The sequence below is a fragment of the Acidovorax sp. KKS102 genome, assembly GCF_000302535.1.
Classification (GTDB): Bacteria; Pseudomonadota; Gammaproteobacteria; order Burkholderiales; family Burkholderiaceae_C; genus Acidovorax.
This window is the reverse complement of the sequence record NC_018708.1, coordinates 366,882-388,325: the sequence shown is the minus strand read 5'-3', so window position 1 is coordinate 388,325 and position 21,444 is coordinate 366,882. Positions and strand designations below refer to the sequence as shown.

Genomic DNA, 21,444 nt, shown 5'->3' with positions numbered 1-21,444 from the left:
AGCTGCCAGCGCATGACGGACTAGCGCTTGGGGCCAAAAACGCCTGAAATCCGCCATGATCACCCCCGTTGGTCGTTCGCTATCGTGTCGCGGTCACCGGGGCGGTCTCAGCCCAGGTGCTTGGCAAAAAAGGCCAGGGTGCGCTCGCGGGCCGTGTTGGCAGCGGCCTCGTCGTAGCTGCCGCGCTGGTCGCAGTTGAAGCCGTGGTCGGCGGCGTACACATGCACTTCGACCTCCGGGTGGGCCTTGCCGAAGGCCTGCACGCTGTCGAGCGGAATCCAGTGGTCACGCTCGCCAAAGTGGGCCAGCACCGGCACCTTGGGGGTGCGGGCCACTTCTTCCGGTGTGGTCACGCCACCGCCGTAGTACGGCACGGCGGCCGACAGGCCCTGCAGCTGGCAGGCCGAGCGCCAGGTCAGCAGGCCGCCCCAGCAGTAGCCCACGATGCCCACCTTGCCGCCGCTTTGCTGCGCGGCGTAGTCGATGGCGGCCTGGATGTCGGGCATCACGCCCGGCGCGGGCAGGGCCTCGACGGCAGCCTTCAGGCCCATGCCGGCCTGCATGTCGTCACCGGTGTAGCCCAGCTCCACGCCCTGCTTGACGCGGTGGAAGGTGGAGGGCGCCACAGCCAGATAGCCGCTGGCGGCATAGCGGTCGGCCACCGAACGGATGTGCGAGTTCACGCCAAAAATCTCTTGCAGCACCACCACGGCGCCACGGGGCGTGCCTTCGGGCCTGGCGACCCAGGCGGGGGCCACAAAACCGTCACTCGATGTCAGATCAACAAACTGTCCCATGCTGAATGCTCCTTGGATTTGGTACGTATGGTGCGCAGAGGGTCCGCGCTATGGGTGCGGGCGCTGCGCGGCGGGGGGCAGAACCTGTTCCAATGCGCCATTCTTGCAGGAGACCCCACCCCATGGAGAAGATCGCCCTAATCACTGGCGCCAGCCGGGGCATTGGCAGCGCCACCGCACGGCTGGCCGCAAAACATGGCTGGGCTGTGGCCGTCAACTACCTCGCCAACGAGGCGGCCGCGCAGAGCGTGGTCGATGACATTCGGGCAAACGGCGGCACCGCCATCACCGTGCAGGGTGACGTGGCGAACGAGGCCGACATCCTGGCCATGTTCCAGGCCGTGGACACGCAGCTGGGCCGCATCAGCGCCCTGGTCAACAACGCCGGCGTGGTGGACGTGACCGCCCGGGTGGACGAGATGGGCACCGAGCGCCTGCGCCGCATGTTCGACACCAACGTGATCGGCAGCATCGTCTGCGCCCGCGAAGCCGTGCGGCGCATGAGCACGCGCCACGGCGGCAGCGGTGGCGCCATCGTCAACGTGTCCAGCGCCGCCTCGCGCCTGGGCTCGGCCCACCAGTATGTGGACTACGCGGCGGCCAAGGGCGCCATCGACACCTTCACCATCGGCCTGGCGCGCGAGGTGGCGGCCGAGGGCATCCGCGTGAACGCCGTGCGCCCGGGCCTGATCGAGACCGACATTCACGCCAGCGGCGGCCTGCCCGACCGCGTGCGCGACCTCTCGCACCAGGTGCCCATGTTGCGCGGCGGCACGGCCGACGAGGTGGCCGAGGCCATCGTCTGGCTGATGTCGCCCGCAGCAAGCTATACCACCGCCACCTTGATGGATGTGTCGGGCGGGCGTTAGAAGAGAAGGCCCGGCGCCACGCTGTCGCAGGCACGCTGCAGCGCAGCATGCCCGACCGCCAAACGGCGCAGAAAACACCGCATACTCGCGCACAGCCCGGGCTGCGCCACCCTCATCGGCCGTTGGCCTGAGCCCCCCGAAGAACCACCCGCCCACTTGCCCTTGGGAGCGCCCTGATGGACCTCAAACCCCTGATCACCCTGCTGGCCATCGTGAACCCGCTGGCCATCGTGCCGTTCTTCATCCACTACACGCAGGGCTTCTCGTACCCGCAGCGGCGCCGCACCATCCAGGTGGCCAGCTTCAGCGTGTTTTGCGTGATTGCCGCCTGCGCTCTGCTGGGCCTGCAGATCCTCGACTTCTTCAACATCTCGCTGCAGAGCTTTCAGGTGGGCGGCGGCATGCTGCTGCTCATCAGCGCGATGAACATGCTCAACGCCCAGCCCGCCGAGGCCAAGCCCAGCACCAACGAGTTTGAAGAAGGCGCCGAAAAGGCCGCCGCCGGCAGCAGCATTGCCGTGGTGCCGCTCACCATCCCGCTGCTCACGGGCCCGGCCAGCATGTCCACCGTGGTGATCTACGCCGACCGCGCCCAGGGCGTGTGGCAGACGCTGGCGCTGGTGGGCTACGGCGTGGTCATCGCGCTGGCCACGGCCGTGTGTTTTGCGCTGGCCGACCCCATCGCGCGCGTGCTGGGCAAGACCGGCATCAACGTGATGACCCGGCTCATGGGCCTGATCCTCGCTGCGCTGGCGGTGGAGGTGATGGCGGACGGGCTGGGCAAGATTTTCCCGGTCCTCATTGCGCGCTGACCGCCCATGTCTGCCCGCCTGCTGCTGCTCGAAGACGACCCCGCCATCGCCCGCACCGTGGCCTATGCGCTGGAGCGCGACGGCCTGACCGTCACACACAGCCTGCTGGTGTATGACGCGCGCCAGCAGTTGCAGCGCACCCGTTTTGACCTGCTGGTGTTGGACGTGGGCCTGCCCGACGGCAGCGGCCTGGACCTGCTGCGCGATGTGCGCAATGCGCCGGTCACCGCCGCCCTGCCCGTGCTGATGCTCAGCGCCCACGGCGAAGAGATCGACCGCGTGCTGGGCCTGGAGCTGGGCGCGGACGATTACCTGACCAAACCCTTCAGCCCCCGCGAGCTGGCCGCCCGCGTGAAGGCGCTGCTGCGCCGCGCCGGCCACGGGAACGGAAACGGCAATAGCCACCCTGCAGCACCCGCCACTTCGGCCGCTGCGCCTTTCCACGACGACGAGGCCGGCCAGCGCATCAGTCTGCGCGGCCAGGCACTGCCACTGACCCGGCGCGAATACCGCCTCTTGTCCCACCTGCTGCGCGGCGCAGGCCGCATCCACTCGCGCGACGCCCTGCTCGCCGCCGCCTGGGGCGACGACAGCGAAAGCACCGACCGCACGGTGGACACCCACATCAAGACCCTGCGCGCCAAGCTGCGCGAGGTGGACCCGGCCCGCGAGTACATCAGTACCCACCGGGGCATGGGTTACTGCCTGGACATCTGAAGCCAAATTGGCCACTAGCGCCCATCCATAAAGCGCTAACAGCTATTGTTTTTGAAGTGACACCCCATGCGCCTCGGCATCCGCCTGCTGTTCGCCTTCTTCCTCATCAACGGCATCGCCGCGTTCTTTGTGCTGCGCGTGTTCATGGCCGAGATCAAACCCAGCGTGCGCGAGGTGATGGAGGACATGATGGTGGACACGGCCAACATCCTGGCCGAGCTGGCCAGCGAAGACCTGGCCGCCGGGCGGCTGGCGGCGGAGGCCAACAACAGCAGCACCAGCCCGTTTGCCCAGCATGTGCGGCGCTATGCCACGCGACCCATCGACGCGGCGATCTGGGGCTTTTCCAAGCAGTCGCTCGACTACCGCATCTACGTGACCGACACCACGGGTCGCGTGCTGTTCGACTCGGAAAACCGCGCCGTGGGCGCCGACTACTCGCGCTGGCGCGATGTGGCGCGCACGCTGCGCGGCGAATACGGCGCGCGCTCCACGCGCGATGTGGAGGACGACGACACCAGCGGCGTGATGCATGTGGCGGCGCCCATCTACGTGAGCAGCCAGATTGCGGGCGTGCTAACCGTCGCCAAGCCCACGCGCACGGTGCAGCGCTTCATCGACCGGGCCGAGCGCAAGGTGTTCATGGGCGGGCTGTTGCTACTGGCGCTATCGGCCGCTGTGGGCGTGGCGGTGACGCTGTGGATGGTGTGGAACGTGCGCCGCCTGCGCGACTACGCCCTGAGCGTGCAGGGCCCCGCCGACGGCGAACGCCACGACCCGAACCTGCCGCCCCCCACGGCCCTGGCCGTGCCCGAGGTGCCCGGCGAGCTGGGCGACCTGGCCCGCGCCATGGACCGCATGCGCGCGCGGCTGGAGGGGCGCGACTACATCGAAGGCTACGTGCGCGCGCTCACGCACGAACTCAAAAGCCCCGTGGCCGCCATCCGGGGCGCGGGCGAGCTGCTGCAGGACGAGCTGCCCGCTGCCGACCGCGCCGAGTTTGCAACCCAGGTGGTGCAGCAAAGCGAGCGCCTGCAGCGCATCATCGACCGGCTGCTGGAGCTGTCCAAGCTGGAGCAGCGCCAGCACGCCGAAGGCCGCGCGCCCGTGGCGCTGCACGACTGCGCCGAGGCCGCCATCGCCCAGACCCGCGCCCGCGCCGGGCAGCGCGGCATCACCCTGGCGCTGCAAGGGCACGGCACTAGCGGCCCGTGGGAGGCCGAACTGGTGACGCTGGCGCTGACCAACCTGCTGGACAACGCGATCGACTTTGCGCCCACAGGCAGCACGGTGCGGGTGGAACTGGACGGCGCCACGGTGGCTGTGCAGGACAGCGGCCCCGGCGTGCCCGACTACGCACTGCCGCGACTGGGCGAGCGCTTCTTCACCACCGCGCGGCCGGGCGGCGAGCGCAGTGGATCAGGGCTGGGGCTGGCGATTGTGCAGCGCGTGATGGCGCTGCACGGCGGGCAGATGGTGGCGCGCAATACGGCGCCGGGGCTGCGGGTGGCGCTGGAGTTCCGCAGGGCCTAAACGGCGCAGGTCGGGAGGCGGGGCTGGGCCTGGAGAAATTCGACCAGATCGCCCACCGTGGTCACTTTGCCGAACAAGGGGTTGGCCGATGTGTCGGCCAGGCTGCGGCGGGCCCGCTGGGCCATGTCTGCGACCAGGTCATCCAGGTCGTCAGCGTCCAGACGCAGGTCGCACTGCAGGTTGTCGGTCAATTTCAAAGGCACGGCAACTGCGGCAGACAGGCTGCGCTGCAGTTCCTCGTACACCGCGCGCACCACCCAGGTGTCCACCCGGCGGCAGTCGATGGAGCGGGCAAACTGGCAAATCGACTCCCCCGCCCGGCTTTGCGCCATGCGGGCCAGGCGCAGGGCCTCGCGCCGGCTCAGGACGGCCACCAGACTGCCGAGCGCCAGGAGCGAGCCGCCCACCGCCACGGGATGCGTCCAGAACACGGCCATGAAGGCCACCGCCATCACGGCCAGAAAGCACCGCGCCGGCCAGCGCAAGGGCGGGCGGACAGCCACCGGGGGTATGAAGCGGGACGCTGTATTTCGCATGGCACTCCCCAGGTGGATGACACAGGCGGTCGATTCTGCCAGCGCCCCACTTCGCACTTCGCACGTCACCCCCGCCACTTCACACTGGCCTCACAAACTTCATAGCGCCCTCACAGCGCGCCACAACACTGCCCCCACAACAGTCACTTGTGGAGGATCTTTTGTTCAAACACCCCTTGTTCACCAAGCTGGCGGCGCTGACCGCTATCACCGTGTTGCTGCTCTTTGGCCTGGGCCTGATCGAAGACGTGGTGCGCGACCGGCTGCGCTACCGCAGCATCACCGCGCAAAGCGTGGCCGAGAGCCTGGCCGGGCCGCAGACGCTGATGGGCCCCATGATCCACAGCGCCTGCGTGGAAAGCTGGGATGAAGAAGTCGGCAAGGGCGACGAGCGCCGCATGGTCGAAAGGCGCCGCGAGTTCATCCTGACCGCCATGCCCGAGCAGCTCAAGCTCACCACCGGCGCCGCGATGGAAGAACGCGCACGCGGGCTGCACAAGGTGAACACCTACAACCTCAAGGCCAACGTGACGGCGCAATGGGGTTCGCTGGCCAGCCTGCTGCCGCAGAGCAGCATGAAGAATTCGCGCATGCACTGCGGCGCACCCATCGTGATGATGGCCGTGGGCGACGCGCGCGGCATCCGCACCGCGCAGTTCACCATGGGCAGCCAGGCGCTGGCGCTCAAGCCCGGCACCTTCCACCCCACCTACAGCCGAGGCCTGCACGCGGTGCTGCCCGAATCCGTGCGTGGCAAGGCCGATGGCCTGACCGCCACGCTGGACCTGGAACTGGTGGGCACCGAGCGCCTGGCCATCGTGCCGCTGGGGGGCAACACCGAGGTGCTGATGACCAGCAGCTGGCCCCACCCGTCGTTCGCCGGGCGCTTTCTGCCTTCGGAACGCGAGGTCAAGAAGACCGGCTTTTCGGCCCAGTGGCGCCTGTCGTCGCTGGCCACCACGGCGCAGGCCGACATTGCGAATGGCAAGCGCATCTGCCTGGGCGCCGATGAGGGCAGCGACTATGCACACAGCGGGGCCACGCCGGGCGACTGCGCCGACAGCTTCAGCGTGGCCTTCATCGACCCGGTGAACCCCTATTCCCTCTCTGACCGCGCCACCAAGTACGGCGTGCTGTTCATCGCCCTCACCTTCGTGGCCGTGGGCCTGTTCGAGCTGATGAAGAAGCTGCGTGTGCACCCGGTGCAGTACCTGCTGGTGGGCAGCGCGCTGTGCAGCTTCTTCCTGCTGCTGGTGAGCCTGTCGGAACACCTGCCGTTTGGCATCTCCTACGCGGTGGCCGCCAGCGCATGTGTGCTGCTGCTGGCCTACTACGCCAGCCACATGCTGGGTGGGCTCACGCGCGGGGTGCCGCTGGGGGCGGGCATTGCGCTGCTGTATGGCCTGCTGTACGTGCTGCTGCAGCTGGAGCAGACGGCGCTGGTGGTGGGGGCGATTGCACTCTTCCTGGTGCTGGCGGCGGTGATGGTGCTGACGCGCAAGGTGAACTGGTACGGGCTGTCGCAAGGTGGCACGCCCCCGCGCCCCACCATGCCACCGGTGCAGCGCCCTGCAGCGCCCCGCACGGAGGCTGCATGAACGCCACCGCCACCCACACCACACGCTGGGCCCAGTACCTGGCGCAGGCCCAGGCCCTGACGCCGCCCGCCAGCACGGGCCCCGCGAGGGGCCCCGCGCTGACCGCCGCCGAAGCGGCCCGCGTGCAGCGCCACCGCGATCAGTTGATGGCGGCCCTGCGATCGCAGGACCGGCTGGCCTTGCACTGTGCCAAGCAGCAGGTGCTGGACGCAGCCTTTTGCCCCCGCCGCACCGAGGCGGACCTTGACCCCGGAGGGTCTGTGGCCGGCGCTGCAGATTCGCCCGCCCTGCGCCGGGCGCTGCGCGACCTGGCGTGGCGCACGGCGGCATTGCTGTTGCCGCGCAGCCCGGAGTGCTGAAGATGCCCCAGGAGGCCGTACGCAGGCCCCTGGGCGCAATTTTTAATAGAAATGGCCGGTAGCGCTAGTGCAATATGCGCCAACAGCTATCAAAAAACAGAGCGCTTACACCACTACGGTGCGGCTGCGCCCCTCGCGTTTGGCGGTGTAGAGCGCAGAGTCGAGCAGGCGCAGGGTGATGTCCAGCGGCCGCAGCGGGTCGAACAGCGTGAGCCCCATGCTGACCGACAGCACCAGCGCCGGCTCGATACCGGGCAGCGGGTGGGCAGCCAGCGCCGCATGCACACGCTCGGCCACCACCTGTGCCTGGTCGAGCCCGGTGGCGGGCAACAGGGCCAAAAACTCCTCGCCGCCCCAGCGCCCCAGCACATCGGCCGCACGGAAGACATCGCGGCACAGGGTGGCAAACAGCTGCAGCGCCTGGTCACCCACATGGTGGCCGTACACATCGTTCACGCGCTTGAAGTGGTCCAGGTCCATCATCAGCAGGCTGGCTGGCTCATTGCCGCGCTGCAGCAGTGCCCATTCCTGGCGCAGGCGATCGGTGAACGAGCGGCGGTTGGCCAACCCGGTCAGCACATCGGTGTGGGCCAGCACCGCCATCTGGTGGCGCGCCGCCTCCAGCTCCATCAGCATCTGGCCCTGGCGGTCGTTGGCACGCTTGAGCTCCAGCAGCCGGATCACCTGGCGCGCCAGGGCGGACAACAGGTCCTGCACCTTGGCTGACAGCTCGCGCGGCCGGTGGTCCAGCACGCACAGCGTGCCCAGCACAAAGCCATCGGGCGTGACCAGCGGCGCCCCGGCGTAAAAGCGCAGGGGGTTCTTCTGCGTGACGATCGCATAGTGCGCAAAGCGCGGGTCTTGTGCCAGGTCGGGCACGATGAAGACGCCGGACTGGCGGATGGCATAGCGGCACACCGACTCGCTCAGCGGGGTTTCGCGCAGCGCAAACCCCCGGGCGGCCTTGAACCACTGGCGCTGGCTGTCCAGCAGGCTGATCAATGCCACCGGCGCTTCGCACACGTAGCCCGCCAGGTCGGCCAGCTCGTCGTAGGCGGGCTCCATGGGCGTGTCGAGAATGCCGTAGCGCTGCAGGGCCTGGAGACGGGCCGTGTCGTCGCAGGGGTCGTCGGGAGGGGTGGTGTCGGCCATGATGCGAAGCGGCCGCGCCGCCCCCAATTGCCTTGAGATGGGGCAGCATGCCACACAAGCAGGACGGCTGCACGGGTGGAAGCCCGATGGCCCCTGGGTCACGCCAGAGTGGTGCTCTGGCCCTGCAGTGCCTGCCTCTCGTTTGTTCGTTCAGCGTCTGCTGGCGCTTGCCGCTGCGGGCGGACAGCGCAGCTGTGTCGCGGTCAGGCAGCCACAGCGGGCGCGATATCGCGTTGGGCAGCGGGCTCGCTGGCACCCGCGGCGTCGGCGTCCGAACACGTGGCCCCACCGCAACCGTGGATCAACGCACCCGGCAACGCGCCGGGAGCGTGCACCACGCCGGTCACAGGGTCAAACCCCACGCGACGCAGGTGCAGGGCCAGCGAGGCATCCATGCTCTGGGCATGCTGCGGAAACCACAGCGCCAGCTCGCTGGCCATGACGCGCAGCACCTTCAGGTCGCCCTGCTCGGCGCGGGCAGTGCCTTCACGCATCACCTGCAGCACCACCTTGTGCTGCATGCTGTGACAGTTGCCCGATGCAAATCGGGTGGAGGCCATCCAGTCGTCTTCCTGCCCGAAATGCTGCTCGGTGTGCTCCACCAGCGTACGCCAGCGGGGCAGCAGCTCTGCGTCGCGGGCCTGGTCCACGGCGGCCAGCAGGTCGACAAACTCCCGGTGGGTGTCATCCATCAGGGGCAGGTCGAGGTTCAGTGCATCAGACCATTCGAGGTGGGCCATGGGACTCCTTGGGCGGGCGGCAGATCAAACGAAGCTGCGAGCTTAGAAGCCCCGGCCCGGCCGGGTGTTGATGCAGGTCATGGCATCCCCATACGCAGCCAAACCCTGCGCCGCGCGCAGCGGGCAGGGCCTGGTACAGCCTGGTAGGGCAAGCGATCAGGTCAGGCGCTCAGCGCCTGGCCGATCAGCTCTGGCCGTACATGCGCTTGGCGTCGTCCACACACTTGGACTTGAGGTCGCCACTCATGGCATCGCAGCGCTCCTTGGCGGCCTTGTAGTTGGCTTCGTTCTTCTCGGCGGCGGCATCCTTGCGGGCCTCGGCCACGTTGGCAGCCTTCTCGGCGGCCGTGTCTGCAGGCTTGGCCTGGGCGGCGGCCACCTTGGCGTTTTCCTTGGCCTTCACGTGTTCGGCCTTGGCATCCTTCACGCACACGTCCTTGGCATTGCCGGTCAGGTCGTCGCACTTTTCCTTGGCGACGGCGTAGGCGGCATCGGCGCGGGCTTCAGCGACCTTCTGGCTGGCCTTGGCGCTGGGCTTGTACTGGGCTTCAAGTTCCGCCTTGGCCACGTCTTCCGCGCCCTTGGCTTCCTTCACGCAGATGTCCTTGGCGTTGGCCTTGAGGGCATCGCACTTTTGCTTGTTCATCTTGTAGTCTGCCGAGATGCTTTCCTTGGCGGCCTTGTGTTCCGCAGGGGTCATGGCAAAAGCGGTGGTAGCCATCAGACCAGCTGCGCAGGCGGCGATCAGTGTGCGTTGGAATGTCATGGTTTTCTCCTCGATGAAATTGAATGCAATGGATGTGAATCTTGTGGGGGCGGTATGCCAGGGGTGGCCTGGCCGGGCGCGGGGCGAAGGCCCCGCAGCGCGGTCGCGCTGTTTGCGCTATCAGTCGTTGAAGCGGAAGTCGGGGTGGCGGTCTTGCCATTCCTTGAGCTGCTTTTCAGCCGCATCGCGTGCGATGCCCTGGCGCTCTTGCAGCTTGCCCAGGAACTGTTCGCGCTTGCCGTCGATGACATCGAAATCGTCGTTGGTGAGCTTGCCCCACTGTTCGATCATCTTGCCCTTGAACTGCTTCCAGTTGCCCTTGATGGTGTCTTCATTCATGGTGTGACTCCTTGTGCGAATTTCGCTTCAGCCATCCACTCGAAGTGCGTGGAACCTTTGCGTGATGCGATGGAGTTCACTGTAAAAATGATCTGGCGCCGACGCCGTAGTCCGCTCCACGCAGCACGCGTCAGCACAGGACTACGGGCGTGACGGACATCGCCGATGCAGTGGCTCTGGCCCTCTGGCGAAGGCCCAACGCCGCCCCTGCAAGGTACAAAGTGTTGCAATGGCCCATCATTCAGACCCTGGGCGCGGCAGGCATTGCTGAGGCGTGTTTCGCTTGGTAACACTTGTGTTTCCAGGCGAGCGCGGCGTGTGATTTAGTCACGGCTGTGCTGCCAGCGGCAGACTTTTGACCACGACCACCATGACACATCCATACGAGGAGACTCTGACAACTGCGGTTGCAGAGGCACCTGAGGGCCAGCCCCTTCCCAACGAATCAACAGCCACCAGCAGTCGGGCCCATGCGCCCCTGCTGACGACGCTGTTCGCGTCCACTGCCTTGGCCGCCTGTGGCGGGGGCGGGGGCGACAGCACGCCGGGTACGGGCGCACCCGGCACCCCAGGCACACCCGCACCCACCACCCCGCCCCTGGGCAACTACGCACACCCTTCAGCCACGTCGGACAACGAGGCCGCCCGCTTTCTGCTGCAGGCCCAGTTCTCGGCATCGACCGCCGAAATCGCGGCGCTGCGCGCCACCACCTATGCAGACTGGCTGGAGAGCCAGTTCAATGCGGGCCCCAGCCAAGGCGGCTGGGACTGGCTGAACCAGCGCGGCTACGCAGACATCAGCAATGACACGGCCTACTACGACAACTCCTACCCCGCCGACTACATGATCTGGTACCAGCTCATGAAGTCGCCGGACGGACTGCGCAAACGGGTGGCACTGGCGCTGTCCGAGATCTGCGTGGTCTCGCTCAGCGGCGTGGACATCACCTGGCGCTGCCACGCCATGGCCTGGTACTGGGACCAGCTGGTGAACAACGCTTTCGGCAACTACCGCTCCGTACTGGAGAACGTGACGCTGAACGCGGCCATGGGTTACTACCTCAACACCCGTGGCAACCAGAAGGAAAACCCCGCCACGGGCCGTCAGCCCGACGAAAACTATGCCCGCGAGGTCATGCAGCTCATGTCCATCGGGCTGGTCGAACTGAACATCGACGGGACTCCCAAGAAGGACGGCTCGGGCAAGCCCATTGACAGCTACACCATGAACGACGTGACCAATCTGGCGCGCGTGTTCACGGGCTACGACTACGACCAGACGCAGAACGTGCCCACCACCGTGCCAGGCACCACACGGGTGGTTTCCAACACCACCTTTGCCCGGCTGCCCATGGCACTCAATGCCTCGCGCCACTCCACGCTGGCGGCGACATTCCTCGGAACGACGATCCCCGCCAACACGCCCGGCGCTGCGGCCCTTAAGACCGCGCTGGACACCTTGTTCAACCACCCCAACGTGGGGCCGTTCATCGGCAAGCAGCTCATCCAGCGGCTGGTCACCAGCAACCCGTCTCCCGCCTACGTGGCGCGCGTGGCGGCAGCCTTCAACAACAACGGCGCCGGTGTGCGGGGTGACCTGCGCGCTGTGGTCAAGGCCATCTTGCTGGACGACGAAGCCCGCTCGCCCGCAGGCCTCACCCAGCCCGGCTTTGGCAAGCTGCGCGAGCCCATGCTGCGCTTTGTGCAGTGGGGCCGCACCTTCGGCATCAACTCGGCACAGGGCAGCTGGAAGATCGGCGACCTGAGCGACCCCGGCTCGCGCCTGGGCCAGAGCCCGCTGCGTTCGCCCTCGGTGTTCAACTTCTTCCGCCCGGGCTACATTCCGCCATCCACCGCATTGGCCGCCGCAGGCGCCGTGGCCCCCGAGTTCCAGCTGGTCAACGAAAGCAGCGTGGGGGGCTACCTCAACTACATGCAGGGCGTGATCCGCAACGGCATCTACGTGAACGCCCCCGAGCTGCCCAACAACGCCAGCACCTCCAACAACGGCTACGACATCAAGGCCACCTATACCAACGAGCTGGCCATCGTGACCGATGCCGACGCGCTGGTGGCCCGCATCAACCTGCTGATGTGTGCAGGCCAGCTGTCTGCCGCCACCGTCAAGCTCATTGCGGATGCACTCAAGGCGACGCCCGTCACCAACGCCAGCACCGACTCCGTCAAGCTCGACCGCGTGGCGGCAGCCGTTTTCCTGGTCATGGCTTCGGCCGAATACCTCGTTCAAAAGTAAGCCCTGCCATGCACCTGCTTCAACCCGAACTCCACACCCGCCGCGCGTTCCTGCGCCGCTCCACCCAGCTGGGCCTGGCGGGCACGGCCCTGCCCTTTGCCCTCAACCTGGCCGCCATGGGCGAGGCGGCAGCCTTCAATGCCACCGACTACAAGGCGCTGGTCTGCGTGTTCCTGTACGGCGGCAATGACTACGCCAACACCGTGGTCACCTACGACGATGACAGCTACAACCGCTACAACACCATCCGGGGCGGTGGCGCAGGCCAGACGGCCGGCGGCATCGCGCTGGCCAAGGCAGCCCTCACCCCGACGCTGCTGACGCCCACCACGCCGCTGCCGGGCGGTCGCCAATACGCGCTGCACCCGGCCATGACGGGGCTGGCCGGCCTGTTCAACAGCGGCAAGGCGGCCGTGCAGCTCAACGTGGGCCCGCTGGTGGTGCCGCTGACCCGCGCGCAGTACAACAGTGCCGACCGCGCCACCTACCCCGTGCCGCCCAAACTGTTCTCGCACAACGACCAGCAATCGGTGTGGCAATCGTCGTCGCCCGAGGGCTCCACCGTGGGCTGGGGCGGCAACATCGGCGACCTGGCGCTGTCGTCCAACGGCAACTCGCTGTTCACCTGCATCTCGGTCACCGGCAATGCGGTGTTCCTGTCGGGCGACTCGGCCTTGCAGTACCAGGTCAGCACCAATGGCGCCGTGGCCATCAACGGGGTGAAGAACCGGGTCTACGGCTCATCGGCCGTGCAAAGCGCACTGACGTCGCTCATCCAGCAACCGCGCACGCAGACGCTGGAGAACGAATACAACCGCGTGACCACCCGCGCCGTGACGGCAGAAAGCCAAATCACCAACGGGCTCGCGGGCGTGACGCTGTCCACCACCTTCCCCAACAACAACTCGCTGGCCAACCAGCTCAAGATGGTGGCCCGCCTGATTGGCGCGCGCACCAGCCTGGGCAGCAAGCGCCAGGTGTTCCTGGTGTCGCTGGGCGGCTTTGACCTGCACGACAACCTGATCTCGCAACAGCCGGTGCTGATGCAGCGTGTGAGCGAGGCCATGACCGCGTTCTACAACGCCACGGTGGAGCTGGGCGTGGCCGACAAGGTCACGGCGTTCACCGCGTCGGACTTTGGCCGCACGCTCAGCTCCAACGGCGATGGCTCGGACCACGGCTGGGGCAGCCACCACCTGGTGGTCGGCGGTGCGGTGAAAGGCAAGGCGTTTTATGGCAGCGCGCCGCCAGTCAGCATCACCAACACGGCCGCCCCTGAAGACCAGTGGCATGTGGGCCAGGGCCGCCTGCTGCCGTCCACCTCGGTAGACCAGTACGCGGCCACCCTGGCCAAGTGGTTCGGCGTGGCCGACAACGAAATGGCGGGTGTGCTGCCCAACATCACGCACTTTGGCGCAGCGGCGGGGCGGCCGGACTACCCGGTGGACCTGGGGTTCCTGTAACGCATTGAGCCCCCGCAGCCTGGGGGCCGCAGGTCAGGCCCAGGTCACGAGGCCGGGTCACCACCCGGCTCCCCAATAATGGCGGCATGACGACTCCCTCTGCTCCCCCGCTTCGCCCGCGCGTGGTCATCATCGGTTGCGGGTTCGGCGGCCTCGAAGCCGCCCGCGCCCTGCGGGGCGCAGCGGTGGAGGTGACCCTGGTGGACAAGACCAACCACCACCTCTTCCAGCCCCTGCTCTACCAGGTGGCCACGGCCGGGCTGTCGGCCCCGGCCATTGCGGCGCCCATCCGGCATCTGTTCCGCCAGCAGCGCAACGTGACCACCTTGCTGGGCGAGGTCACCCGCATCGACGTGGGCCAGCGCACCGTGCACCTGGCAGACGGCGCCACGCTGCCGTACGACCACCTCATCGTGGCCGCCGGTGCCACGCACAGCTACTTTGGCCGCGACGACTGGGCGGCCTATGCGCCCGGCCTCAAGACGCTGGACGATGCGTTCGAGATCCGCCGCCGCGTGCTGCTGGCGTTCGAGGCGGCCGAGAAAGAGCCTGACCCCGCTCGCCGCGCAGACTGGCTCAACTTTGTCGTCGTGGGCGCGGGCCCCACGGGCGTGGAAATGGCCGGCACGCTGGCAGAGATTGCGCGTCACACGCTGCCCGGCGAGTTCCGCCACATCGACCCCGCCAGCGCGAAGATCATCCTGCTCGAAGGCGGTGCGCGCGTGCTGCAGGCCATGCCAGAGGCTCTGAGCCAGCGCGCCAAGGAACAGCTGGAAAAGCTGGGCGTGGACGTGCGCCTGGGCGCGCGTGTCACCGCCATCGACAGTGATGGATTGAAGGTCGAATCACCCGCAAGCGCCACTACATCAAGCGCAAATAGCTATCATATAAATAGCAAATGCATTGTGTGGGCAGCGGGCGTGGCAGCATCACCCCTGGGTCGCCACCTGGCAGACGCCACCGGCGCCAGCACCGACCGCGCGGGCCGCGTGGTGGTGGAGCCCGACCTGACGCTGCCCGCCCACCCCGAGATCAGCGTGATCGGCGACCTGGCAGCCGCCAAGAGCCATGCCCCCGGCCACGAGCCCACGCCCGTGCCCGGCGTGTCGCCCGGCGCCAAGCAGATGGGCCGCGCCACGGCGGCCAACATCCTGCGGCGCCTGGCGGGCCAGCCCACGCAGCCGTTTTGTTATCGCGACTACGGCAACCTGGCCACCATCGGCCGCAACTCTGCCGTGGTGGACCTCACCTCGCCCGCCGGGCCAGTGCGGTTTTCAGGCTACTTTGCGTGGCTGTTCTGGCTGTTTGCCCACGTGTACTTCCTGATCGGCTTTCGCAACCGGCTGGTGGTGTTGCTGGACTGGGCCTGGGCGTACTGGAGCTTTGCGCGCTATGCGCGGGTGGTGACGGGCATTGAACGCCATGAGACCACACCCACGTCCCTTTCGCCGCCCGGCACCTGACGGCCAGCCGCGCTGCGTGGCGCCACGGCCAAGGCCGGCGCCCGCTGGCACGGGCGGTCCACAAAGACCTGGGGCGTTACTGCCCCACCTGCTCCACCCAGGCCGCCAGTTCCCCCGCCAGTTGGCTTGATGCCGCTGCCAGCGCGGCCACGCCGCCCGCCGCATCGGCCGACTTGGCGGGCTGCTGCACGATGAACACTCGCTGGCCGCGCAGGGATTCGCCCGACGGGGTCAGCTCGACCACCGTGGCGCGCAGGCGCACCATGCCCGCGCTGTCGCTGGGGCTGGTGAACAGGTGGCTGAACTCCTCCAGCTCGGTGCGCAAAACCAGGGGCAGCTTGTTGCCCTGGGCCGGTTCGCGGGCCTGGGCGGCGCCGTCGTCGGCCTTGAGCACGGCGCGGCGCAGGCCCAGTTGTTCGCGCAGGCGCTGCTGCAGCAGTTGTGCGGGTGGTTGGCTCCAGCGGGCCTGGCTGTAGGGGCGCAGCTGCTGGGCGTCGGCATAGGCCAGGCGGTACAGCACCGCGTTACCGCCCTCGGGCAGGCCAGGGGCATCCATGTCGGCCAGCGCCAACGGCGCCAGGGGCGCGCGCCGGTCGGTGGGCACGGTGACCAGCGGGCCGGGGCCAAAGTCATACAGCACGGGGCGGGTGGGGGCAGCCGGCAGGGCCGAGCAGCCCGTGAGCACCAGCGCTGCGACCAACCCACAACCCCACAGGGCGGTAGCGCTAGATGTATATGCCTTGGTTGCTATTTTTTTGATAGTCATCACATTCATTCCTCACAAGGCCCACGCTGCCCATGCGGCGCGGTCGGAGACACCCATCATCGGCCACCACCAAAACCGGGCTCACCCGGCCCGGGCGGGATGCGGCCCGAGCCGTAGATGAAAAGCTGCGGGTTATCGCTGATGCCACCGGCCGCGCGGCCCATCTGGCGGGCGGCGCGGGCCGTGTCGTCGGCGGCGCGGTTCACCCGGGGCAGGGTCGCGGTGCTGAACTGGTCCGCCGCGCGCGCCAGGGACTGGGTGCCAGCGGTGATCTGGTCGATGGCGCCGCCCTCGGCATTGAGCCGCTGGTTGGTCTTGCCCAGGTCCACCGCCAGGGCGGACACGCTGGCACCCGCCTGCTGCAGCGACTGCAGCGTCTGGCGCGCGTCGCTGGCCAGGGGCGGCAGCGCGGCCAGGGCCGGGTCCAGGCGCTGGGACACGGTGGCATCGAGCCGCTGGGTCAGGGTGTTGACGCTGCCTGCGGCCTGGCCGATGTTGGACAGCGCCTCGGTGAGCTTTTGCTGGTTGCCGTCGCCCAGCAGCTGGTTGATGCGGCGCGTGGCCTCTTCGACCTGGCCCAGGATGGCCGGCGCCTGCTCGGCCAGCTTGCCAAACGGCGAGGGCTTGAGCGGCAGGCGTGGCAGCCCGCTAGGGCCGGGGGGCAGCTCGGGGTAGGGCTGCTCGGCGTCGTCCAGCAGCACATGGGCCAGGCCGGTGACGCCCTGGTAGCCCAGCACGGCAAAGGTGGTGGGGCTGATGGGCGCCTGCTCGTTGACGGCGATGCGGATCAGCACGTTGCCGTTGACCTGCGGATCAAAGCCGATGCGCGTGACCTTGCCCACGGCCACGCCCTTGTAGCGCACGGCGGCCTGGGGCTGCAGGCCGCTCACGCCATCGCGGGTGGAGAGTTCGTACTGCTCGTAGTTGGCGTTGTCGCGCGTGAGCCAGACGGCCAGGCCCGCCAGCATGGCGGCGACCACCAGCACAAAGATGCCTGCGGCGAGGGCGTGGGATTTGTTTTCCATCAGGGGTGTTCCTTGTGGGGCGCGGGCGGTGTGGCGGCGTGCGCCGGAGCCTGCTGCACAGAAGGCACGGGCGCCATGGCGCGTTGGCCACGCTCGCCCATGAAGAAGTGCTCGATGAACGGGTGCGAAAAGTGCGCCACCTCGTGCGGTGGGCCGGTGACGATGACCTTTTTATCGGCCAGCACGGCCACGCGGGTGCTGAGCGCGAACAGCGTATCCAGATCGTGCGTGACCATGATGACCGTCAGCCCCAGCGCTGCACGCAGCTCGCGCAGCAGCGCGCAAAAATCGTCGGAGCTGCTCGGGTCCAGGCCCGCCGTGGGCTCATCGAGCAGCAGCAGCGGCGGATCCATGATGAGCGCACGGGCCAGTGCCACACGCTTGACCATGCCACCCGACAGGTCCGCCGGCATGCGCGTGGCGTGCTCGGGCTTCAGCCCCACCATCTGCAGCTTGACCAGTGCGGCGTCGCGCACCAGTTCGGGCGGCAGCGTGCCCTGCTCGCGCAGCGCAAAGGCCACGTTGTCGAGCACGTTGAAGGCCGAAAACAGCGCGCCGTGCTGGAACAACATGCCCACCCGGCTGGCCGCGCCCTCGCGCCCCATCTCGGACGCAGGCCGGCCCAGCACCGTGACCTGCCCACGTGTGGGCCGGGCCAGGCCCAGGATCTGTCGCAGCAGCACCGTCTTGCCCGTGCCCGAGCCCCCCACCAGCGAAAGCATCTCGCCGCGCTGCACGGTGAAGTTCAGGTCCCGGTGCACGGTGAAGGTTTCATCGCCCTTGCCAAACTGCGTCCAGAGGCCTTGCACGTCCACGATGGGCGGCTCGCCGGGCGCGACGGCGATGTGTTCGGGCTTGGCGATGCGCTCAGTCATATGCCGATGTTCTTGAACGCTATGGCAAACAGCGCGTCCACGATGATCACCATGGTGATGGACGACACCACCGACGCCGTCGTGCCTTCGCCCAGGCTCTGGGTGTTGGGCTTGACGCGCAGGCCCCAGTGGCAACCGATGAGCGCAATGAACGCACCAAACACCACCGACTTGGCCATGGCCAGGCCCAGGTTGCCGATCTTCACCGCAGCAGGCAGTGCCTGCACAAAGTACGACGGCGAGATGTCCATGGAGATGTCGGCCGCCAGCATGCCGCCTGCCAGCGCGGCCAGCGTGGTCCACACGCTGATGAGCGGCATGGCCAGCGCCAAGGCCAGCGTGCGCGGCATCACCAGCCGGAACCCATGCGGGATGCCCATCACGCGCATGGCATCGAGCTCTTCGGTCACGCGCATCACGCCGATCTGCGCGGTGATGGACGAGCCCGAGCGGCCCGCCACCAGAATGGCCGCCAGCATGGGCCCCAGCTCGCGGATCAGCGAAATACCCAGGATGTTGACGATGAACGACTCGGCACCAAACTGCCGCAGCTGCAGGCTCATCAGGTAGGCCAGTACCACCCCGATGAGGAAGCCCACCAGCGCCGTGATGGGCAGCGCCGTGGCGCCCATGCGGTACAGATGGCCGGACACATCGCGCCACGGCCCCTTGCGCGGCGCACGCGCCAGGCGGCCCAGGTCCAGCACCAGCTGGCCCACCATCTCCAGCAGGTGGCGGGCATGGTCCACGCCATGCAGCACCAGCACACCCAGGTGGTCGATCTGTTCGCCCAGCCGCCAGGGCTCGGGCGGCGGTGCCACGCAGGTGAACTGGGCCACGCGGGTGAGCATGGTGCGCTGGCTGTCGGTGCAGGCCAGCTGTGCGGGCCAGGCGTGCTGCCAGTGGTTCCACAGCAGCTGGGCGCCCACATGGTCCAGCCACTGCAGCTCCCGCAGGTCCCAGCCCAGGGTGGGTGCGGGCGGTGCGCCCCGCAGCTGGTCCGACACGGCCTGCCACTGCTTCGCATTGCCCAGCTCGGCCGCACCCCAGCGCCCACGCAGCTGCGCGCACGGCCCTTGGGGCGTATCGGCGCGAACGATGTGGGGGGCGTGGTCGGTCATGGGTCAGGCCACCAGGGCAGCCGCAGGGGTAGGGTCGTCAAGAAGCAGCAAGGAAGAGCGTGCATGGTAGCGGAGCGAATCCTGCACGCGCTGTCGGACACCAGCCTGTCAAGCACAGACAGGCGGCGAAGCATGTAATTATTATCAAATCGACGCCAAGCGCAATATTTACAAGCACCAGCAGCTACTAAAAATGTAGCAATAGGCACACACCCTATCGACAGGGCCTGCCCCATCCGCACAATGGCCCACCGTTACCACCCTTGATCGGCACCGCCCCTTCTCCATGAGCGACACCACGTTTGACACCATCATCATCGGCGGGGGCACGGCCGGCTCCCTGCTGGCCAACCGCCTGAGCGCCGACGGCCGCCACCGCGTGCTGCTGATCGAAGCGGGCCGCAAGGACGACTACCACTGGATCCACATCCCCGTGGGCTACCTGTACTGCATCGGCAACCCGCGCACCGACTGGCTCTACAACACCGAACCCGACGCGGGCCTGAACGGCCGCACCCTGCGCTACCCGCGCGGCAAGACGCTGGGCGGCTGCAGCAGCATCAACGGCATGATCTACATGCGCGGCCAAGCACGCGACTACGACCAGTGGGCCGAACTGACGGGCGACGCCAGCTGGCGCTGGGACAACGCCCTGCCCTACTTTCGCCGCCACGAAGACCACTGGCGCCTGGACCAGCCCGGGGGTGTGAACGAAAATTTCAAACGCCTGCACGGCAACAAGTCCACCGGCAGCACCGGCGAGTGGCGGGTGGAAAAACAACGCCTGCGCTGGGATGTGCTCGACGCCTTTGCCCACGCCGCCCAACAAGCGGGCATCCCGGCCACCGACGACTTCAACAGCGGCAGCAACGAGGGCGTGGGCTACTTCGAGGTCAACCAGAAAAGCGGCTGGCGCTGGAACACCGCCAAGGCCTTCTTGCGGCCTACCTGCTACGGCCGCCCCAACTTCGAGATGTGGACCAGCGCACAGGCGTCCAAGCTCATCCTCGAAACCCAGCCCGACGGCAGCCAGCGCTGCACGGGCGTGTTGGTGTGGGATGGCAACGAGATGGTCACGGCCCGCGCAACGGGTGAGGTGATCCTGAGCGCGGGCGCCGTCAACTCGCCCCAGCTACTGCAGTTGTCGGGTATCGGCCCCGCCGCGCTGCTGCGCCAGCACGGCGTGGAGGTGAAGGTGGACCTGCCCGGCGTGGGCGCCAACCTGCAGGACCACCTGCAGATCCGCGCGGTGTTCAAGGTGCAGGGCGTGCAGACGCTCAACACCATGGCCAGCTCGCTGGTGGGCAAGGCCAAGATCGGGCTTGAGTACGCGCTCAAACGCAGCGGGCCCATGAGCATGGCGCCCTCGCAGCTGGGCGCTTTCACCCGCAGCAGCCCTGACCAGCCCTACCCGAACATCGAATACCACGTGCAGCCCCTGTCGCTCGATGCGTTTGGCGAGCCGCTGCACAGCTTCCCCGCCTTCACGGCCAGCGTGTGCAACCTCAACCCCACGAGCCGGGGCACGGTCAACATCAAGAGCGCCGACTTCAAGGCCGCCCCCGCCATTGCGCCCAACTACCTCAGCACGCCCGAAGACCGCCAGGTGGCGGCCGACAGCCTGCGCGTCACGCGCCGCATCGTGGCGCAGCCCGCGCTGGCCAAGTACCAGCCGCAGGAGTGGAAGCCCGGCGTGCAGTTTGAAAGCGACGAGGACTTGGCGCGATTGGCGGGCGACATTGCCACCACCATCTTCCACCCCGTGGGCACCACCAAGATGGGCCGCGACGGCGACCCGATGGCCGTGCTGGATGCGCAACTGCGCGTGCGCGATGGGCGTGGTGGTGTGGTGGCCGGCCTGCGCGTGGTGGATGCGGGCGCCATGCCCACCATCACCAGCGGCAACACCAACTCGCCCACGCTGATGATGGCGGAGAAGGCCGCGGAGTGGATCATCCAGGCCCGGCAGGCGGCGTGAGTACCATCGCGCCGATGTATTCCTCCACCTTCATCTTTGCGACCAAGAACCTGTTCAAGCCATGTTCGGGGTCGCGCAAGCGCCTTTCCGGGATGGGGTGCTAGGCGCGGTGCGCAGCCAATAGCTCGGCTATTGGCAAGCGCCGCAACGCCGCAGACCGCCCGGCAAGGCACTTGCCCGAAGGGTTGGAGTGAAATCGGGCGATTGGACGCCCCGGCTGCTTGCATGGGCATGAGCCCATGCGGCGCATCCGAAGCATCCACTCATCCCGATTGCACTCC

20 protein-coding genes are annotated in these 21,444 nt (G+C 67.7%); 10 read left to right on the top strand and 10 right to left on the bottom strand.

What is annotated here, in order from left to right:
• Positions 1 to 107: 107 nt before the first annotated feature.
• Positions 108 to 797 carry a dienelactone hydrolase family protein gene (locus tag C380_RS01745; protein ID WP_015012176.1) on the bottom strand — a complete coding sequence of 230 codons (690 nt, stop codon included), beginning with the start codon at positions 795 to 797 and terminating at the stop codon, positions 108 to 110.
• Positions 798 to 919: 122 nt separating this feature from the next.
• Between C380_RS01745 and C380_RS01740 the strand changes: the two genes are divergently transcribed.
• The 4 genes from C380_RS01740 to creC all read left to right on the top strand — a co-directional run bounded on the left by C380_RS01740 (position 920) and on the right by creC (position 4,728).
• A complete protein-coding gene (locus C380_RS01740; RefSeq protein WP_015012175.1) occupies positions 920 to 1,666 on the top strand; it encodes an SDR family oxidoreductase in 747 nt (248 codons plus the stop codon).
• Positions 1,667 to 1,842: 176 nt separating this feature from the next.
• On the top strand, positions 1,843 to 2,478 hold the full coding sequence (locus C380_RS01735; protein WP_015012174.1) for a MarC family protein: 636 nt from the start codon (positions 1,843 to 1,845) through the stop codon (positions 2,476 to 2,478).
• Positions 2,479 to 2,484: 6 nt separating this feature from the next.
• On the top strand, positions 2,485 to 3,195 hold the full coding sequence (locus C380_RS01730) for a winged helix-turn-helix domain-containing protein (RefSeq protein WP_015012173.1): 711 nt from the start codon (positions 2,485 to 2,487) through the stop codon (positions 3,193 to 3,195).
• A 66-nt stretch (positions 3,196 to 3,261) separates the two neighbouring features.
• The gene (gene creC / locus C380_RS01725; protein ID WP_015012172.1) at positions 3,262 to 4,728 is read left to right on the top strand and encodes a two-component system sensor histidine kinase CreC; all 1,467 of its coding nucleotides are present in this window, start codon (positions 3,262 to 3,264) and stop codon (positions 4,726 to 4,728) included.
• On the opposite strand, the gene C380_RS01720 is transcribed toward creC, so the two are convergent.
• A complete protein-coding gene (locus C380_RS01720; protein ID WP_015012171.1) occupies positions 4,725 to 5,264 on the bottom strand; it encodes a hypothetical protein in 540 nt (179 codons plus the stop codon). The two genes, creC and C380_RS01720, sit on opposite strands and share 4 nt — an antisense overlap.
• 161 nt (positions 5,265 to 5,425) lie before the next feature.
• Here C380_RS01720 and creD point away from each other — a divergent pair, with 161 nt between their 5' ends.
• Both creD and C380_RS01710 read left to right on the top strand, forming a co-directional pair.
• The gene (gene creD, locus C380_RS01715) at positions 5,426 to 6,862 is read left to right on the top strand and encodes a cell envelope integrity protein CreD (RefSeq protein WP_015012170.1); all 1,437 of its coding nucleotides are present in this window, start codon (positions 5,426 to 5,428) and stop codon (positions 6,860 to 6,862) included.
• The gene (locus tag C380_RS01710; protein WP_015012169.1) at positions 6,859 to 7,221 is read left to right on the top strand and encodes a hypothetical protein; all 363 of its coding nucleotides are present in this window, start codon (positions 6,859 to 6,861) and stop codon (positions 7,219 to 7,221) included. Before creD ends, C380_RS01710 begins: the two co-directional genes overlap by 4 nt.
• A gap of 105 nt (positions 7,222 to 7,326) precedes the next feature.
• Here the strand turns inward: C380_RS01710 and C380_RS01705 are convergent, their stop codons facing one another.
• From C380_RS01705 to C380_RS01690, 4 genes are all read right to left on the bottom strand, one after another.
• Entirely contained in the window at positions 7,327 to 8,373 is a 1,047-nt protein-coding gene (locus C380_RS01705) for a sensor domain-containing diguanylate cyclase (protein ID WP_015012168.1), read from the bottom strand.
• Between the two features lie 203 nt (positions 8,374 to 8,576).
• On the bottom strand, positions 8,577 to 9,113 hold the full coding sequence (locus C380_RS01700; protein ID WP_015012167.1) for a hemerythrin domain-containing protein: 537 nt from the start codon (positions 9,111 to 9,113) through the stop codon (positions 8,577 to 8,579).
• A gap of 184 nt (positions 9,114 to 9,297) precedes the next feature.
• Positions 9,298 to 9,879 (bottom strand): hypothetical protein, encoded by a 582-nt coding sequence (locus C380_RS01695; protein WP_015012166.1) that lies wholly within the window; start codon positions 9,877 to 9,879, stop codon positions 9,298 to 9,300.
• Positions 9,880 to 9,999: 120 nt separating this feature from the next.
• The gene (locus tag C380_RS01690; protein WP_015012165.1) at positions 10,000 to 10,218 is read right to left on the bottom strand and encodes a CsbD family protein; all 219 of its coding nucleotides are present in this window, start codon (positions 10,216 to 10,218) and stop codon (positions 10,000 to 10,002) included.
• Positions 10,219 to 10,588: 370 nt separating this feature from the next.
• Between C380_RS01690 and C380_RS01685 the strand changes: the two genes are divergently transcribed.
• The 3 genes from C380_RS01685 (at position 10,589) to C380_RS01675 (ending at position 15,398) form a co-directional block, all read left to right on the top strand.
• On the top strand, positions 10,589 to 12,472 hold the full coding sequence (locus C380_RS01685; protein WP_015012164.1) for a DUF1800 family protein: 1,884 nt from the start codon (positions 10,589 to 10,591) through the stop codon (positions 12,470 to 12,472).
• 8 nt (positions 12,473 to 12,480) lie between these two features.
• Complete coding sequence (locus C380_RS01680) at positions 12,481 to 13,935, top strand: DUF1501 domain-containing protein (RefSeq protein ID WP_015012163.1); 1,455 nt, start codon at positions 12,481 to 12,483, stop codon at positions 13,933 to 13,935.
• An 86-nt stretch (positions 13,936 to 14,021) separates the two neighbouring features.
• Complete coding sequence (locus C380_RS01675) at positions 14,022 to 15,398, top strand: NAD(P)/FAD-dependent oxidoreductase (RefSeq protein WP_015012162.1); 1,377 nt, start codon at positions 14,022 to 14,024, stop codon at positions 15,396 to 15,398.
• A gap of 76 nt (positions 15,399 to 15,474) precedes the next feature.
• On the opposite strand, the gene C380_RS01670 is transcribed toward C380_RS01675, so the two are convergent.
• The 4 genes from C380_RS01670 to C380_RS01655 are packed head-to-tail and all read right to left on the bottom strand — an operon-like array spanning position 15,475 to position 19,185.
• Positions 15,475 to 16,164 (bottom strand): ABC-type transport auxiliary lipoprotein family protein, encoded by a 690-nt coding sequence (locus tag C380_RS01670; protein ID WP_015012161.1) that lies wholly within the window; start codon positions 16,162 to 16,164, stop codon positions 15,475 to 15,477.
• 56 nt (positions 16,165 to 16,220) lie between these two features.
• The gene (locus tag C380_RS01665) at positions 16,221 to 17,189 is read right to left on the bottom strand and encodes an MlaD family protein (protein WP_015012160.1); all 969 of its coding nucleotides are present in this window, start codon (positions 17,187 to 17,189) and stop codon (positions 16,221 to 16,223) included.
• Complete coding sequence (locus C380_RS01660; RefSeq protein ID WP_015012159.1) at positions 17,189 to 18,064, bottom strand: ABC transporter ATP-binding protein; 876 nt, start codon at positions 18,062 to 18,064, stop codon at positions 17,189 to 17,191. Before C380_RS01660 ends, C380_RS01665 begins: the two co-directional genes overlap by 1 nt.
• Positions 18,061 to 19,185, bottom strand: a complete 1,125-nt coding sequence (locus C380_RS01655; RefSeq protein ID WP_015012158.1) for an ABC transporter permease — start codon at positions 19,183 to 19,185, stop codon at positions 18,061 to 18,063. The genes C380_RS01660 and C380_RS01655 overlap by 4 nt, the downstream gene beginning before the upstream one ends.
• 286 nt (positions 19,186 to 19,471) lie before the next feature.
• Here C380_RS01655 and C380_RS01650 point away from each other — a divergent pair, with 286 nt between their 5' ends.
• Positions 19,472 to 21,163, top strand: a complete 1,692-nt coding sequence (locus C380_RS01650; protein WP_015012157.1) for a GMC family oxidoreductase — start codon at positions 19,472 to 19,474, stop codon at positions 21,161 to 21,163.
• Positions 21,164 to 21,444: the final 281 nt, after the last annotated feature.

Bases quoted from the DNA above. Each gene is read 5' to 3' on its own strand.
- C380_RS01730 (WP_015012173.1), top strand. From the start codon at position 2,485: ATGTCTGCCCGCCTGCTGCTGCTCGAAGACGACCCCGCCATCGCCCGC.
- C380_RS01665 (WP_015012160.1), bottom strand. From the start codon at position 17,189: ATGGAAAACAAATCCCACGCCCTCGCCGCAGGCATCTTTGTGCTGGTG.
- C380_RS01705 (WP_015012168.1), bottom strand. From the start codon at position 8,373: ATGGCCGACACCACCCCTCCCGACGACCCCTGCGACGACACGGCCCGT.
- C380_RS01720 (WP_015012171.1), bottom strand. From the start codon at position 5,264: ATGCGAAATACAGCGTCCCGCTTCATACCCCCGGTGGCTGTCCGCCCG.
- C380_RS01700 (WP_015012167.1), bottom strand. From the start codon at position 9,113: ATGGCCCACCTCGAATGGTCTGATGCACTGAACCTCGACCTGCCCCTG.
- C380_RS01660 (WP_015012159.1), bottom strand. From the start codon at position 18,064: ATGACTGAGCGCATCGCCAAGCCCGAACACATCGCCGTCGCGCCCGGC.
- C380_RS01740 (WP_015012175.1), top strand. From the start codon at position 920: ATGGAGAAGATCGCCCTAATCACTGGCGCCAGCCGGGGCATTGGCAGC.
- C380_RS01685 (WP_015012164.1), top strand. From the start codon at position 10,589: ATGACACATCCATACGAGGAGACTCTGACAACTGCGGTTGCAGAGGCA.
- C380_RS01695 (WP_015012166.1), bottom strand. From the start codon at position 9,879: ATGACATTCCAACGCACACTGATCGCCGCCTGCGCAGCTGGTCTGATG.
- C380_RS01745 (WP_015012176.1), bottom strand. From the start codon at position 797: ATGGGACAGTTTGTTGATCTGACATCGAGTGACGGTTTTGTGGCCCCC.
- C380_RS01710 (WP_015012169.1), top strand. From the start codon at position 6,859: ATGAACGCCACCGCCACCCACACCACACGCTGGGCCCAGTACCTGGCG.
- C380_RS01650 (WP_015012157.1), top strand. From the start codon at position 19,472: ATGAGCGACACCACGTTTGACACCATCATCATCGGCGGGGGCACGGCC.
- C380_RS01655 (WP_015012158.1), bottom strand. From the start codon at position 19,185: ATGACCGACCACGCCCCCCACATCGTTCGCGCCGATACGCCCCAAGGG.
- C380_RS01675 (WP_015012162.1), top strand. From the start codon at position 14,022: ATGACGACTCCCTCTGCTCCCCCGCTTCGCCCGCGCGTGGTCATCATC.
- C380_RS01735 (WP_015012174.1), top strand. From the start codon at position 1,843: ATGGACCTCAAACCCCTGATCACCCTGCTGGCCATCGTGAACCCGCTG.
- C380_RS01680 (WP_015012163.1), top strand. From the start codon at position 12,481: ATGCACCTGCTTCAACCCGAACTCCACACCCGCCGCGCGTTCCTGCGC.
- C380_RS01690 (WP_015012165.1), bottom strand. From the start codon at position 10,218: ATGAATGAAGACACCATCAAGGGCAACTGGAAGCAGTTCAAGGGCAAG.
- C380_RS01670 (WP_015012161.1), bottom strand. From the start codon at position 16,164: ATGACTATCAAAAAAATAGCAACCAAGGCATATACATCTAGCGCTACC.
- creC (WP_015012172.1), top strand. From the start codon at position 3,262: ATGCGCCTCGGCATCCGCCTGCTGTTCGCCTTCTTCCTCATCAACGGC.